Origin of the sequence: Duganella aceris (assembly GCF_011090165.1) — a bacterium.
GTDB classification, from domain to species: domain Bacteria; phylum Pseudomonadota; class Gammaproteobacteria; order Burkholderiales; family Burkholderiaceae_D; genus Rugamonas; species Rugamonas aceris.
On record NZ_JAADJT010000008.1, the window covers coordinates 125,130 to 140,614 of the forward strand.

The window sequence follows — 15,485 nt, forward strand, 5'->3', positions numbered from 1 at the left end:
ATGAAATTTTTCATCGCCCACCTGGCCACGGAAACCAACACCTTCGCCGCCGCGCCGACCGGGTGGGGCGCATTCGAGGAAGTGGGCATCTTCCACGGCGACGCCAGCGTGCGCGAGCCCGAGGGCGCGGGCGCGTTCCTGCATTTCCTGCGCGGCCTGATCGAGGCCGACGGCAACGAGGTGGTGGAAAGCCTGTGTACGCTGGCGCAACCGGCCGGCCGCACCGTGCGCGCGGTGTACGAGGCCCTGCGCGACGAGATCCTGGCCGACCTGCGCGCGGCGCTGCCGGTCGATGCGGTGCAACTGCTGCTGCACGGCGCGATGGCGGCCGATGGTTATGACGACTGCGAGGGTGACCTGGCGGCGCGGATCCGCGCGCTGGTCGGGCCTGACGTGCCGATCGGCCTGGAGCTCGACCTGCATTGCCATTTCACCGAACTGATGCAGCGGTCCGCCGACGTGATCGTCGCCTTCAAGGAGTACCCGCACATCGACACCGACGAGCGCGGGCGCGAGCTGTATCGGCTGCTGGTCGCTACGGCGGCCGGCCGCGTCAAGCCGGTCACCGCGGTGTTCGACTGCAAGATGGCCGGCCTGTGGCACACCACGCGCGAGCCGATGCAAGGCTTCGTGCGGCGCATGCAGGCGGCCGAGCGCGAGCCCGGCGTGCTGTCGGTCTCGCTCGGCCATGGCTTCCCCTGGGGCGACGTGCCGCAGGCGGGAGCCAAGCTGTGGGTGGTCAGCGACAACGACCCGGCGCTGGCGCGCGCGGTGGCGGACAGGCTGGGCGCGGAGTTCTGGGCGCTGCGAGAGCGCATCGGCGCGCAACCGATCGGCATCGACGAGGCGCTGGACGGCACGTGGGCGGGGCAGGGGCCGGTGGTGCTGGCCGATATCGCCGACAATCCCGGCGGCGGCGCGGCCGGCGATTCCACCTTCATCCTGCGCCGTCTGGTCGAACGCGGCATCGGCGACGTCGCGCTCGGCGCGCTGTGGGATCCGGGCGCCATCCATATCTGCAAGAGCGCGGGCGTGGGGGCGCAACTGGCGCTGCGCATCGGCGGCAAGTGCGGGCCGGCGTCCGGCCAGCCGGTCGACCTGCGGGTCAGCGTGCGCGCCATCGTTGAGAACCATAGCCAGCGGGCGCTCGGCACGCGCGAGCGGCTGGGCGATTGCGTCTGGGTCGAGGCGGCGAATGGCCTGCACATTTTGCTGGCGTCGATCCGCACCCAGACCTACGGCGCCGACGCCTTCACCGGCGCCGGCATCACGCTTGCGGACAAATCCTTCGTAGTGGTCAAGTCGACCCAGCACTTCCATGCCGAATTCGCGCCGCTGGCGAGAAAAGTGCTGTACGTGTCGACGCCGGGGGCGATGAACTTCGACTTCGCCGCCATTCCGTACGCGCTGCGTTCGCCCGACTACTGGCCGCGCGTCGCCGCGCCGCACGGCGCAGGAATTTAGCGTCCTGGAAATTAGACCATGTCTGGTTTTCAATTTCCGCAAGCCCGATCTATAATAGCGGTTCTTGAGAGGACTAGCATGGCGACAAAGCGCGCGATCAATCACGGAGCGGAACGGGACGGAAACCTGGGCGAATCGCTCAAGCGGATCCGTAAGGAACGCGGCATGACGCTGATCGAGGCGGGCGAGAAGAGCGGCATGCCGATGTCCACCATCTCCAAGATCGAAAACAACAAGATGTCGCTCAGCTACGACAAGCTGCTGCGCATCTGCACCGCGCTCGACATCGACATCTCCGAGTTGTTCAGCGGCGCGCCGGCGGCTGAAAAAACGCCGCCGCGCGCATCGACCGGACGCAGGAGCATCAACCGGCGCGGCACCGGCTACGCCATCGACACCCCCAACTATTCGCACCTGTACCCTGCGGCCGACTTGCTGAACAAACGCTCGGTGCCCATCTTCGCCCAGATCCACGCGCGCTCGCTGGCCGAGTTCGGCGAGATGATCCGCCATCCCGGCGAGGAGTTCGCCGTCGTCCTCGAAGGCACGGTCGACCTGTACACCGACCTGTACGCGCCGGCGCGGCTGCAGACCGGCGATTCCATCTACTTCGACAGCGGCATGGCGCACGCCTACATCGCGGTCGGCGACGCGCCGTGCCGGATACTCTCGGTCTGCACCTCCGACGAGCCGAATTCCGAAGTGATGTTCGGGTCGCTGGCCGACCAGCCGGCGGCCGAAACGGCACCCGCCGCCGAGGCGCCCGCCGCGCCCGCCCGGAAAAAAGCCAGGAAGTAAGTCGCCCATCCCGCACGGTCGTCCTGACCAATGTGGAAAAATTTTCTAATTCGGAAATTATAAGCATAAAGTCCTTGCCTGCGCGTTCGCAGTCGCATATCTTTCATGTACAGAATAATTTTCTTAATTTGAAAATATGGGAATTCCATGGGTCACAAGACTGCAGACTTCATCGTCATCGGCGCAGGCATAGGCGGCGCGTCGGTCGCCTACTGGCTGTCGCAGCAGGCGCGCGTCATCGTGCTGGAAGGCGAGGCCCAGCCGGGCTATCACAGCACCGGACGGTCTGCGGCGTTGTTCATGGAAAGCTATGGGCCGGCGCAGGTGCGGGCGCTGACCCGGGCCAGCCTGGACTTCTTCAGGAATCCCCCGGCCGGGTTCTGCGACCAGGCACTGATGTCGCCGCGCGGCGCGTTCGTGTTCGCGGGACCCGGCCAGGAGCGGGAACTCGACGCACACGAGGCGTCGGCGCGCCTGACCTCGTCGATGGTGGAGCGGCTGGACGCGCAGTCCGCGCTGGCATTCCTGCCGGTGTTGCGGCCTGGTGAGGTGATCGGCGGCGTGCTGGAAAAGGATGCCGCCGACATCGACGTCGACGCCCTGTTGCAGGGCTTCCTGCGCGGCGCCCGGCGGCACGGCGGCCTGACGGTCAACGATGCCGCCGTGACCGGCATGCGGCACAGCGCCGGCGTCTGGACCGTGGCCACCGCCAAGGGCAGCTACCAGGCACCGGTGGTGGTGAACGCGGCCGGCGCCTGGGCCGACGAGGTGGCGCGCCTGGCCGGCGCCGATCCGGTGGGACTGGTGCCGAAGCGCCGCTCGGCCTTCATCTTCGCGCCGCCGGAGCACATCGCCAGCGCCCACTGGCCGCTGTTCCTCGACGTGCTCGAATCCTTCTACATCAAGCCGGACGCCGGCATGCTGCTCGGCTCGCCCTGCAACGCCGATCCGGCGCCGCCGCACGACGTGCAGGCGGAGGATCTCGACATCGCGATCGCGATCGACAACATCGAGCGCCTGACGACATTGCGCATCCGCCGTCCGAGCCACGTGTGGGCGGGTTTGCGCAGCTTCGTGGCCGACGGCGAGCTGGTGGGCGGTTTCGACAGCAAGTTGCCGGGTTTCTTCTGGGCCGCCGCGCAGGGCGGCTACGGCATCCAGTCGGCGCCGGGTGCGGGGCGCTGTTATGCTTCAGTGCTGCTGGAGCAGGGCATCCCCGCCGGGATGAGCGCGTTCGGCTTCGATCCGGCGCTGATCAGTCCCGCGCGCTTCCAACCCTGAGGGGGAGTAATGCAAATAAATCGAGAACGAGCTTGCACCGCCATTCCGGCCCCGCCGAGCCTGGCCGCCGTGCTGGCCGAATATGCATGGGCGCGCGACACGGTTGGCGAATCCGGCGCCGCAGTGTATCGGCTGCACGGCAAGCCTGCCGCGCCGGAGTTATTTCTGAAGCACGGCCGGGACGCTGTTGCCGACGACATCGGCCAGGAGGAGTCGAGACTGCGGTGGCTGGCGCAACATGTCGGCGCGCCGACGGTCGTACAATTCCATCGCACGCACAATGAAGCCTGGCTATTGATGACGGCGATGGCGGGCCAATCGGCGTATCAGCTTTTGACGGCACGTCCAGAAATGTCCGTCGCCGTTGTCGATGCGCTCGCGGCGTTCCTGCGCCGGCTGCACGCGATTCCAGTCAGCGCATGCCCATTCAGCGCCGATCATACCCTCCGGCTGGCGGTCGCCCGGGCACGAATCGATGCAGGTCTGGTTGACGAAGACGACTTCGATGAAGCGCGGGACGGCTGGACCGCCGAACAGGTATGGGACGCCATGCAGCGCCTGCTGCCGCTTGTGCCCGACCCGGTCGTCACGCATGGCGACTATTCGCTGGACAATCTGTTTCTCCGCGACGGGGAAATGGTCGGCTGCATCGATGCCGGGCGGGTCGGCATCGCCGATCGTTACCAGGACCTGGCCATCATGTGGAATTGCCTCGGCGAGTTCGACGCTTCACTCCAACAGCGATTCTTCACGCAATACGGCATCGACACACTTGACCAACGCAAGCTGCAATTCCACCTGATGCTGGACGAATTGTTTTAATTCGTCGGCTCCTGCGATATCGATTGTGGTATCGGCGGCGACAAATAAGTTATTGGTGCGAGCGGCGGTCGGTGCGCTCATGGTGGCGGCCGTGTTTCCGCTGGCCGCCCATGGCGCCGATCCGCAGGCCGAGGCCGAAGCGCTGGCGCGCGGACTGGTCGCGCAAATGTCGCTGGACGAAAAAATCGATCAACTGCTGAACGTGGCGCCGGCCTTGCCGCGTCTCGGCGTTCCAGCATACAACTGGTGGACCGAGTCGCTGCACGGCGCGCTCGGGCCGCTGCCCACCACCAATTTCCCCGAACCGATCGGCCTTGCCGCCAGCTTCGACGCGCCCTTGCTGCAACAGGTGGCCGCTGCGATCAGCGTCGAAGTGCGCGCGCTGCACACGCTGGGACGCGAGACCGGCCACCTGGGCCGCATCGGCACCGGCCTGGACACATGGTCGCCCAACATCAATATCTTCCGCGACCCGCGCTGGGGAAGGGGCCAGGAAACCTATGGCGAAGATCCGCACCTGACGGCGGCGCTGGGCGTCGCCTTCATTCGCGGCATGCAGGGGCCGAACCCGGACCTGCCGGACGTGGTCGCCACGCCCAAGCACTTCGCGGTGCACAGCGGCCCGGAGTCCACCCGCCACACGGCCGATGTGTTCGTCTCCGCGCACGATCTGGAAGACACCTATCTGCCGGCCTTCCGCGCGGCGATCGTCGACGCCAGGGCCGGCTCGATCATGTGCGCCTACAACCGCATCAACGGCCAGCCGGCCTGCGGCAGCGATCTGCTGATGAAGCAGCATCTGCGCGGCGCCTGGGGTTTCAAGGGCTATGTGGTGTCCGACTGCGATGCGGTGACCGATATCGCGGAGCAGCACAAGTACGCGCCCGATCCCGCCGCCGCCGTGGCGGTGGCGCTGAAGGCCGGCACCGACAACGAGTGCAACACCAGGACGCTGAACGAGACCCCGGGCCTGGGCGCGCGCTATCGCGAAGCCTGGCAGCGCGGCCTGATCGGCATGGGCGACATCGACCAGGCGCTGGTGCGGCTGTTCTCGGCGCGCTACCGCAACGGCGACCTGGCCGGCCTGCCGCAGCGCGAGCGCAAGGCGGTGCCGGTCAGCGCGATCGGCACGCCGGCGCACCAGGCGCTGGCGCTGCAGGCGGCGACCCGCAGCCTGGTGATGCTGAAGAACGATGGCGTGCTGCCGTTCAAGCCCGGCCTGAAGCTGGCCGTGATCGGCCCGCTGGCCGACGCCACCCGCGTCCTGCGCGGTAATTATTCGTCGACCTTGTCGGCGCCGCCGGTGTCGGTGGTGGACGGCCTGCGCCAGTTGCTGCCGAAGGCGCAGATCACGCTGGTGCCGGCCGGCCCGTCGATCACCGACGGCGACCCGGTGCCGGCGACCGCGCTGCGCACGCCGGACGGCCGACCGGGCCTGCGCGCCGAGTACTATAACCGCAACGGCGAGCAGTACGACGGCAAGCCGGCCGTGACCCGCGTCGAACCGGGGATGGCGTCGCGCGGGCTGGAATTCAAGGCGGTGGCGGACCATCACAAGATCGTCTGGAGCGGTTACCTGCTGGCGCCGGAGACCGGCTTGTACCGGCTGGGCGTCAGCGGCGTGAAGGGCGCGCTGAGCTCCGGCGCCGAGCGCCTTGTGGAAGCCAGCGCGTATTCGCAATGGGCCGAACCGCTGCAACTGCGTGACGTGCGGCTGGAGAAGGGACAACGCTACCCGCTGCGCTTCGAGGCGGAAAGCGGCAACAGCGGCGTGCCCGGCCTGTTTTGGAAACGCATCGCGGCCGACGCCGACGCCGAGCTCCGGCAGCGGACCGCCAATGCCGACGCCATCGTGGCCGTGGTCGGCCTGACCTCGGACCTGGAAGGCGAGGAGATGGCGCTGAAGGTCGACGGCTTCGCCGGCGGCGACAAGACGTCGCTGGACCTGCCCGCCGACCAGCGGCGCCTGCTGGAGCGCGCCAAGGCGCTGGGCAAGCCGCTGGTGGTGGTGCTGATGAACGGCAGCGCGCTCGATCTGTCGTGGGCCAGGGACAACGCCTCGGCCATCCTGGAAGCCTGGTATCCCGGGCAGGCGGGTGGGCTGGCGGTCGCCAATGTCCTGACCGGCCGCGCAGATCCGGGCGGGCGCTTGCCGCTGACCTTCTACCGCAGCCTGGCGGACCTGCCGCCGTTCGACGACTACGGCATGCGCGGCCGAACCTATCGTTACTACACCGGCACGCCGGTATATCCCTTCGGCGCCGGCCTGAGCTACACCAGCTTCCGCTATACGCCGTTGCGGATCGTGCCATTGGACGCCGCGGCGGAAAACGGAGTCGAGGTCAGCACCGAGATCAGCAACACCGGCGGGCGCGACGGCGACGAGGTGGCGCAGCTGTACCTGACGCCGCCGCAGTCCGAGGGCGCGCCACGATTGGCGCTGCGCGGTTTCCAGCGGGTGACGCTGAAGGCGGGCGAGCAGCGCCGCATCAGCTTCCGCCTGTCGCCGCGCGACCTGAGTTTCGTCAGCCGCGATGGTGTGCGGCAGCTGACGCCGGGACAGTACGGCGTCAGCGTCGGCTCCGGCCAGCCGGGCACCGGCGTGGCGGGACAGCAGGCGCAACTGGTGCTGAACCAGGGCGCGACATTGGAACTCGGGCGCTAGCCGCCACTGCAATTCTCAACACCGATGGCTGCCTGTGGTTAAACGGCAACCTTAAACGCGCGAATCGGTGAGATTATTTGTTAACGCTAACATCATTTGGAGGAAGACCGCCCACATACCCCGTAGCACCCAGAAGCATCAGCGCGCCGGCTCACCGCCGGACGACGCCGCTCTTAAATAAAATAACAGGAGATTTCACCATGCAGACACCATTTCAGCGCAGCATAATCAACCTCGCCGTGGCCAGCGCCTGCGGCATCCTGGCGATGTCCGCCCACGCCCAGCAAGCGCCGACCGACGCCGCCGCCGCGCCCGCCGCCGCACCGGTCGCCGCACCGGTCGCCGCCGCGCCGGAGGCCGACGAGGCGGTCAAGACCGTCGTCGTGTCCGGCTCGCGCATCGCCGCGCGCGGCTTCTCGCAGCCGACGCCCACCACGACCCTGTCGTCCGCCGACCTCGACAAGGCCGCCAAACCCAACATCTTCGAATCGCTGATCGAACTGCCGGCGTTGCAGGGCAGCACCGGCCGCACCACCAACACCTTCAGCACCTCCAGCGGCATCCAGGGCCTGAGCTCGCTGAGCCTGCGCGGCCTGGGCACGCTGCGCACACTGACGCTGCTCGACGGCCAGCGCGTGGTCGGCGCCAACGTCACCGGCGTCACCGACGTCAGCCAGTTCCCGCAGCTGCTGGTCAAGCGCGTCGACGTGGTCACCGGCGGCGCCTCGGCGTCCTACGGTTCGGACGCGATCGGCGGCGTGGTCAACTTCATCACCGACAAGAAATTCGAAGGCTTCAAGGCCAACATCGCCGGCGGCGAGACCAAATACCACGACGACAAGAGCGGCACGCTGCAGGCCGCCTGGGGCAAGGGCTTCGCCGACGACCGCCTGCATGTGACCGTCAGCGGCGAATTCACCAAGCAGAACGGCATCGACTCGCCCGGCTTCGGCCAGGTGGGCGCGGGCGGACGCACCTGGTACAACAATCCGGCCCTGCAGGAGTCGACCAAGGAGATGCAGGCCGCCGGCGCGCCGCGCTACAAGAGCATCGTCAACGCGCAGCACATCCAGTACGCCAAGTACGGCCTGATCGTCAACGGTCCGCTCAAAGGCACGGCCTTCGGTCCCGGCGGCACGCCGTATCCGTTCCAGTACGGCACCGATTGCGTCGGCAACTTCTGCATCGGCGGTGACCGCGACGGCAGCGTCGGCGCCGGCACCAACCTGGCGATGAACTTCAAGCGACAAGTGGCCTACAGCCGCGTGTCGTGGGATCTCGACGCCGACAATGAAATCTACGTCACCGGCAACTGGGCGCAGGTCACCTCGGTGTTCTCGCCGAATCCTGGCGCGGCCAAGCAGGGCAATCTATCGATCAAGTGCGACAACGCCTATCTGCCGGCGTCGGTGGCGGCCGGTTGCGTCTCCGGCTATCCGAGCGGTCTGATGTCGGTCGGCACCTCCAACGGTGAGTTCCCGGCCAACATCAACGTGCATCCGACCCGCACCCAGCGCCGCGTGGTGGTCGGCGCCGACGGCAAGTTCACGCTGTTCGGCAAGGACTGGTCGTACGACGCCTACGCCGAGCACGGCGAGAACAAGACCGTGATCCACGTGCAGGACATCACGCTCAATCCGCGCTACAACTTCGCCATCGACGCGATCAAGGACGCCAACGGCCTGATCGTCTGCCGCAGCGTCGCCGCCCGCGCCGCCGGCTGCCAGCCGATCAATATCTTCGGCAACGTGCCGATCAACATGGCCGGATGGAACTACATCGCGCCGAGCAACGGGCCGATGCAGCACACCGATTCGACGCAGAATGTTGTTAGCGCTAACATCAATGGCGAACTGGCGCAGGGGTGGGCCGGTCCGATCTCGATCGCGTTCGGCGCCGAATGGCGGCGCGAGGATTACTCGGTGTTCGGCGATCCGTACGGCGCCGGCGTGGCCTACGAGTCGCCGTACACGCCCGCCTATCCTGCCGATCCGACCTTGTCGGTCACCGGTGACAACTGGTTCGCGGGCAACTACCACAACGGCAAGGGTGCGTTCAACGTCAAGGAAGCGTATGTCGAACTCAACATCCCGTTCCTGAAGTCTGACACGCTGGGTGAAGCCAACCTCAACATCGCCGACCGCGAGGAGAAGTACAGCACCGCCGGCAAGGCGCGCGCCTGGAAGCTCGGCGCCACCTGGAAGACCCCGATCGACGGCCTGCGCCTGCGCGCGGTCAGCTCGAAGGATGTGCGCGCGCCGAATCTGTCCGAGCTGTATGCGGCGACCACGGTGACCAACCAGGCGGTCAACAACAACACCGGCACCTCGGTGCAGATCCAGCAGCGCAACGTCGGCAACCCGGCGCTGAGGACGGAGGACGCGCGCAACAACTCGTTCGGCCTGGTGCTGAGCCAGCCGAGCTGGGCGCGCAACTTCAACTTCTCGGTCGACTACTACGACATCAAGGTGCAGAACGTGATCAGCTCGCTGAGCGCGCAGCAGGAAGTCGACCTGTGCTACGGCGGCAACCAGGCGGTGTGCTCGGCGGTCTCGATCAACGGTCCGACCGGCACCAACTATGTGCTGGCGCAGAGCTTCAACTTCGCGTCGCTGCACACGCGCGGCGTCGATTTCGAGCTGGCCTATCGCAAGAACATGAACGACTACGGCTTGCCGGGCAGCGTGACGCTGCGCGGCCTGGCCTCGCGCATGATTCATTCGATCTCCGATCCAGGCGTGCCGGGCACCACCCCGATCGAAGGCGCTGGCGCCATGACGGGCGCCACGCCGAAGTGGAAGGCGCTGGTGTCGCAGTCGTGGGATGGCCTGCTGGGCAACAAGCTGGGCCTGACCTTGACCGAGCGCTGGATCGGCGCCGGCGTGTTCAATAACGAATACATCGAGTGCCAGACCAACTGCCCGTTGCCGACGGCGGCGCATCCGACCATCTTCGACAACCACATGCCCGGCGCGGTGTACTTCGATCTGGGCGGCACCTACAACGTATCGAAACAGGTATCGGCCTACTTCAAGGTCGACAACCTGGCCGACCGCGCGCCGGTGCTGGTGCCGCAAACCAATCTGAGCCTCGCCCTCAATCCCGCTGTGTATGACTCGGTGGGCCGTACCTACCGCGTCGGCGTCCGCGTGAACTATTAAGGGAGCGCCGGCTGTGTGGAGTTTATTTTCCGTACTGCTGGCGGTCGGCCTGCTGACCATCATGATCGCCTGGGGCAAGGTTCAGCCCCTTCTGGCGTTCGTGGTGGCGGCCATGGTCGCCGCCCTGATGCTCGGCATGCCGCTGGCGAAGATTCCCGGCGCCATCGAGAAGGGCATCGGCGATTTGCTCGGCTCGCTGGTGGTGGTGATCTGCCTGGGCGCCGTGTTCGGCAAGCTGATCGCCGACAGCGGCGCGGCGCGCCGCATCGCCGTCAGCCTGATCGGCACGCTGGGACCGGGCCGGATGCCGATCGCCATGACCGTCACCGGTTTCGTGGTCGGCCTGCCGCTGTACTACAACGTCGGCTTCGTGCTGATGATTCCGCTGATCTTCTCGCTGGTGTACCAGTCGGGACGGCCGGCGGTGGCGCTCGGCATGCCCTTGCTGGCCGGCCTGTCGATCGCGCACGGCTTCCTGCCGCCGCATCCGTCGCCCACCGCGCTGGTGGCGGCGGTGCACGCGGACATGGGCAAGACGCTGCTGTACGGCATGTTGGTGGCGATCCCGACGCTGATCATCGCCGGTCCGATCTTCGCCATGACGCTGAAGAACATCCGCGCCCAACCGGCCGCCATCTTCCGTGGAGAGCCTAAGCCGGATCATGAGTTGCCGGGTACCTTCGCCAGCTTCTTCACCGCGCTGTTGCCGGTGGCCCTGCTGGGCGCGCTGACCTTGATCACCCTGCTGCGGCCCGAGCTGAGCCACGCGCTGGCGTTCTACGCCAATCCGATGGTGGTGATGCTGGTGTCGTACGTGGTGGCGATCTATACGCTGGGCCTGAACCGGGGGCAGAGCCTGCCGCAGGTGATGGGCTCGGCGCAGGAGGCGCTGCGCGAGATCGCGCCCATCCTGCTGATCATCGCCGGCGCCGGCGGGCTGAAGCAGGTGCTGACCGAATCCGGCGTCAGCGCCCAGCTCGGCACGCAGCTGGCCAGCCTGCCGGTGCCGCCGCTGTTGCTGGGCTGGGCGGTGGCGACCCTGATCCGGGTCTGCCTCGGATCGGCGACCGTGGCCGGTGTGACGGCGGCGGGCGTGGTCGGGCCGCTGGCGCAAACCTCGGGCGTCGATCCCAACCTGATGGTGCTGGCGGTCGGCGCGGGCAGCCTGATGTTCAGCCACGTCAACGACTCGGCCTTCTGGATGTTCAAGGAGTATTTCGGCCTGTCGCTGAAGGATACCTTCCGTTCATGGACGCTGATGGAAACCCTGGTCGGCAGCTTCGGCATCGTCTTCGTGCTGCTGCTGTCGCTGTTTGTCTAAAGAATTTTGGAGACTATATTGTATAAATTATTTACCAGATTGCGCTGGTTGGCGCTAGCCATGTTCGGCGCGCACGCCGTCGTGGTCCAGGCGGCCGCGCCGCCGTCCATCTCGGCGTATCAAAGCGCGCCGGACGATCCGCGCGCGGTGACCGTGCGCGCCAAGGGCGATGGCGTGGCCGACGACAGCGACGCCATCCAGCGCGCCATCGACGACGCCGCGAACAAGGGAGCGGGCGGGCTGGTGTTCCTGCCGTCGGGCCGGTATCGCATCAGCCGCAGCATCCTGGTCCCGATCGCGGTGCGGGTCTATGGCGTCGGCAAGACGCGGCCGGTGCTGCTGCTGGCGGCTAATACGCCCGGCTTCCAGAAGGGCGTGGCCAATATGGTGATCTTCACCGGCACCGACACCTACAACATCGGCAAGGTGGCGATGCCGGTGCCGAGCGCGGTGCCGTTCAGCACCGAGTCGGGCAAGGCGGTGCGGGACGCGAACTCGTCGACGTTCTACTCGGCGTTGTCCAACGTCGACTTCGAGGTCGGCGACGGCAATCCGGCGGCCAGCGGGGTGCGCATGCATACCGCGCAGCATTCCAATTTGTCGCACATCGATTTTCATATGGGGTCCGGGTTGGCGGGCGTTTATCAGGTCGGCAATATCGCTTACAACCTGCGCTTCTACGGCGGGCGCTACGGTATCCTGGCGGAGAAGACGTCGCCGGCCTGGCAGTTCACGCTGCTCGATTCGGTGTTCGATGGCCAGCGCGATGCGGCCATCCGCGAGCATGAGGCGGCGCTGACCTTGGCCAATACCGAGATTCGCAATACGCCGGTCGGCATCGAGATCGATCGGGGGTATGGCGATTGGTTGTGGGGGCATGATGTGCGCTTCGAGAACGTCTCCAGGGCGGCGGTTGTCATCAGCAATGAGAACAATGTCTATACGCAGGTGGGGTTCGAGCGCATCAGCGCGCGCAATGTGCCGGTGTTTGCGCACTTCCGCGACAGCGGCAAGCAGCTGGCGGGCAAGGGGGGCGAGTATCAGGTGGCGGAGTTCAACCATGGGTTGAAGCTGCCGGGGCTGGGGGAGCCGGGGCGCTTCGACACCAACTACCGCGCCGTGGCGGGGGCGGCCAACGGCGGCGCGCAGCGCGTGATGCGGGCATTGCCGCCGACCGGCGACTGGGCCAGCGTGCGCGCCTTCGGCGCCAAGGGCGACGGCGTCAGCGACGACACCGCCGCGATCCAGAAGGCGATCGACAGCCGCCGCGTGGTCTATCTGCCGCTGGGCTTCTACGCGGTCAACGACACCATCCGCCTGAAGCCGGACACGGTGCTGATCTCGCTGCACCCGGGCCTGACCCGGCTGGTGCTGCCGAACGGCTCGCCGCTGTACCAGGGCACCGACACGCCGAAGGCGCTGCTGGAAAGCGCGCGCGGCGGGGACGCCATCGTGACCGGGCTTGGCCTGGCCACCGGCGAAGTCAATCCGCGCGCGGTGGCGCTGCTGTGGCGCGCCGGCGAGCAATCGCTGGTGGACGACATCCGCATCCAGTGGGGCTACGGCTCGTCCACCGACCCGTACCGCAAGGGCGAGCGCTTCGACACCTCCGATTGGTGGGATCGCCAATACCCGAGCATCTGGGTGACCGACAACGGTGGCGGCACCTTCACCGGCGTCTGGTCGCCGGCCGGGCACGCGCAGGCCGCCTTCCTGGTGACCGACACCCGGACCCCGGGCCGCGTGTATGAGCTCTCGGCCGAGCACCACATCCGCAACGAGATCGTGCTCGACGGCGTGGAGAACTGGTCGTTCTACGCGCCGCAGACCGAGGAAGAAGTGCGCGACGGCGCCGACTCGGTGTCGCTGGATATCCGCAACTCGAAGAACATCCTGCTGGCCAATTATCACGCCTACCGCGTGACCCGCTCGATGAAGCCGGCGCCGACCGCCGTCAAGCTGACCAATTCGAGCGACATCCGCTTCCGCAACGTCGCCGTCAACGGCGAGAGCGGCTTCCCCACCTGCGACGAGCAGGGGTGCGTGGCCGACGTGCGCGCCTCCAAGTACGCCTACGAGAACGCGATCACCGACGTCACCAACCGGCTGGAAGTACGCGAGCGCATGTTCTCGGTGTTGGACTACAGCGGCAAGCAGCACACCGCCCCGTCCGCGCCGCCGGCCAAGGTAACCAAGCTGGAAGAGGGCTTTTACTCCATCGCCGGCGGCGCCGTCGATTCGAAGGGCAAACTGTACTTCATCGACCGCCACTTCCAGCGCATCTTCAGCTACGCGCAGGGCGCGGGCTTGAAGACGGTCAGCGATTTTCCGGTGGATCCGGTCAACCTGGCGGTGGACGGCAGCGACAATCTGATGGTGTTGTCGTCCAGCGGCAAGGAAGGCAGCGTGTACGCGCTCAAGCCGGACGCGCCGGGCGCCGTGATCTCGCTGATCAAGCCGACGCCGCTGGCGGCGAACGCCAAGGCCCGCATCGCGCTGCCGGTGAACTACTGGAACAACGGCGAGTTCCAGGACCAGCTGAACTTCGACACCTACGAGTTCACCACGCTGGCGGAGATGTTCGCGCGCGACGCGGCGACGCCGAAGCGGCGCGAGTACGTCTCGCCGGACGGCAGCCTGGTGCTGCCGGCGTTCCGCGTCACCCGCCACGGTTCGCTCGACCATCTGGGCCACCGCTGGTCGGACACGCTCGACACCCACGGCTTCGTCTACGGACGGTTGGGCCAGCGGGTGGTGTTCACCAACAGCTCGCGCAATCTGACCTTCAGCGGACTGGTGGGCGAGGGCGGCGCGATCACCGATCTGAAACAGGTGGCCGACCGTGGCGGCGAAAGCGCGGCGCTGGGTCCAGACGGCAAGGTGTACGTGGCCAACGGCCAGGTCTTCATCTACGGCGCCGACGGCAAGCAGAGCGGCCGCATCGACGTGCCGGCGCGTCCGTTGCAGCTGATCTTCGGCGGCCCGGACCGGCGCACGCTGTACATCCTGACGCATCACGCGCTGTTCTCGACGCGCATCTGACATGTGCTCCCCGGCCTCCCCGAGGCCGTTCGCCGCTCGCCATCCGGCGTAGCGGTTTTTTTTGGGTTCATCGCGGATCGGCGGGAATTTTCCTGCCCGCGCGGCGCTTGCGGCGCGCACTGCGTCCCGAGGCTTTTTTGCGTTGAACCTGATTGCCATGCGTCGCACCCGCCGCTCCACTTGGATCGACTTCGCCTGGTTCCGGCCGGGATCGGCGCAATGGGGGTTGCGCTACCGCTCTGGCGACTGCGCCGTCACCGGCTCGCTTGGCATCTGTTCGGCGCGGCGGCGGGTGTTTGCCTTGCTGGCTGGCGGTTTGTTTGTCCGGCTGTTTGCAGGCATCTTGCGGCCCAGCCGGAACGGCTGGCATCGATTGGCCTCCCTGGTCCGCATCGCCTGCCATCAGGCGCGCGATCGCGGCTTTGCGCGCCGAGCGGCAGACATCGGCCAGCAACCATTCAGTGCTTCCCGGCAGGCGCAGCCACACGGCTTTCCACGCGTTGCGGTTGCCGCTGCCGAACAAATTCGCAAAGCACGACGGCGAGATGGCGTGCTCGCCGTATTTGATTTCCGCGCCCGCCACCACGGCGAAGTACTGCTTGCGATCGAAGCTCGCGCGCAGCCTGGTTCCCTCCGGCAGAAACACCTCCTTCCATTGGTAGCCGGACTCGGTCGGCGCCACCGCTTGCTCCTGAGCGGCAGGCGCGGGATTCATGTAGTTGCGGAGCGCTTCGCAGACGAAGGGCTCCATCGAGAACGTGTCGTTCCAATGAAGGCCGGTGAATTTCCCGAATTCCACCAGCAAATTGTCTGGAACACGAATGGGGAAAGCGAAAGGAAGGTCAGTACACATGGTGGGGGCTCCTGAAAATCGGTTTTTACTAGGTGCTGATAACCACTGCGAAGCATTACTACCGCACGCTACCGCTTA

9 protein-coding genes are annotated in these 15,485 nt (G+C 66.7%); 8 read left to right on the forward strand and 1 reads right to left on the reverse strand.

The features are described 5' to 3' along the window. The 8 genes from GW587_RS18250 (at position 1) to GW587_RS18285 (ending at position 14,554) form a co-directional block, all read left to right on the forward strand. Positions 1-1,464 carry a M81 family metallopeptidase gene (locus tag GW587_RS18250; protein ID WP_166105825.1) on the forward strand — a complete coding sequence of 488 codons (1,464 nt, stop codon included), beginning with the start codon at positions 1-3 and terminating at the stop codon, positions 1,462-1,464. A 78-nt stretch (positions 1,465-1,542) separates the two neighbouring features. Next, complete coding sequence (locus GW587_RS18255) at positions 1,543-2,262, forward strand: helix-turn-helix domain-containing protein (RefSeq protein ID WP_166105828.1); 720 nt, start codon at positions 1,543-1,545, stop codon at positions 2,260-2,262. Between the two features lie 147 nt (positions 2,263-2,409). Beyond that, positions 2,410-3,543, forward strand: a complete 1,134-nt coding sequence (locus GW587_RS18260; RefSeq protein ID WP_166105830.1) for an NAD(P)/FAD-dependent oxidoreductase — start codon at positions 2,410-2,412, stop codon at positions 3,541-3,543. Between the two features lie 9 nt (positions 3,544-3,552). Beyond that, on the forward strand, positions 3,553-4,365 hold the full coding sequence (locus GW587_RS18265; protein WP_166105832.1) for an APH(3')-I family aminoglycoside O-phosphotransferase: 813 nt from the start codon (positions 3,553-3,555) through the stop codon (positions 4,363-4,365). 79 nt (positions 4,366-4,444) lie between these two features. Beyond that, positions 4,445-7,030, forward strand: a complete 2,586-nt coding sequence (locus GW587_RS18270) for a glycoside hydrolase family 3 C-terminal domain-containing protein (protein ID WP_166105833.1) — start codon at positions 4,445-4,447, stop codon at positions 7,028-7,030. A 200-nt stretch (positions 7,031-7,230) separates the two neighbouring features. Continuing rightward, positions 7,231-10,191, forward strand: a complete 2,961-nt coding sequence (locus GW587_RS18275) for a TonB-dependent receptor domain-containing protein (protein WP_166105835.1) — start codon at positions 7,231-7,233, stop codon at positions 10,189-10,191. Positions 10,192-10,204: 13 nt separating this feature from the next. Continuing rightward, positions 10,205-11,512 carry a GntT/GntP/DsdX family permease gene (locus GW587_RS18280; protein WP_166105836.1) on the forward strand — a complete coding sequence of 436 codons (1,308 nt, stop codon included), beginning with the start codon at positions 10,205-10,207 and terminating at the stop codon, positions 11,510-11,512. Positions 11,513-11,530: 18 nt separating this feature from the next. Continuing rightward, positions 11,531-14,554, forward strand: coding sequence for a glycosyl hydrolase family 28-related protein (locus GW587_RS18285; RefSeq protein WP_229259527.1), 3,024 nt, complete (start codon positions 11,531-11,533; stop codon positions 14,552-14,554). A 67-nt stretch (positions 14,555-14,621) separates the two neighbouring features. On the opposite strand, the gene GW587_RS18290 is transcribed toward GW587_RS18285, so the two are convergent. Further along, positions 14,622-15,407, reverse strand: a complete 786-nt coding sequence (locus tag GW587_RS18290; protein WP_166105838.1) for a hypothetical protein — start codon at positions 15,405-15,407, stop codon at positions 14,622-14,624. Positions 15,408-15,485: the final 78 nt, after the last annotated feature.

What these genes read in the sequence shown, in the direction of transcription:
- GW587_RS18255 (WP_166105828.1), top strand. Translation starts at nt 1,543, where the DNA reads ATGGCGACAAAGCGCGCGATCAATCACGGAGCGGAACGGGACGGAAAC.
- GW587_RS18250 (WP_166105825.1), top strand. Translation starts at nt 1, where the DNA reads ATGAAATTTTTCATCGCCCACCTGGCCACGGAAACCAACACCTTCGCC.
- GW587_RS18260 (WP_166105830.1), top strand. Translation starts at nt 2,410, where the DNA reads ATGGGTCACAAGACTGCAGACTTCATCGTCATCGGCGCAGGCATAGGC.
- GW587_RS18290 (WP_166105838.1), bottom strand. Translation starts at nt 15,407, where the DNA reads ATGTGTACTGACCTTCCTTTCGCTTTCCCCATTCGTGTTCCAGACAAT.
- GW587_RS18270 (WP_166105833.1), top strand. Translation starts at nt 4,445, where the DNA reads ATGGTGGCGGCCGTGTTTCCGCTGGCCGCCCATGGCGCCGATCCGCAG.
- GW587_RS18265 (WP_166105832.1), top strand. Translation starts at nt 3,553, where the DNA reads ATGCAAATAAATCGAGAACGAGCTTGCACCGCCATTCCGGCCCCGCCG.
- GW587_RS18275 (WP_166105835.1), top strand. Translation starts at nt 7,231, where the DNA reads ATGCAGACACCATTTCAGCGCAGCATAATCAACCTCGCCGTGGCCAGC.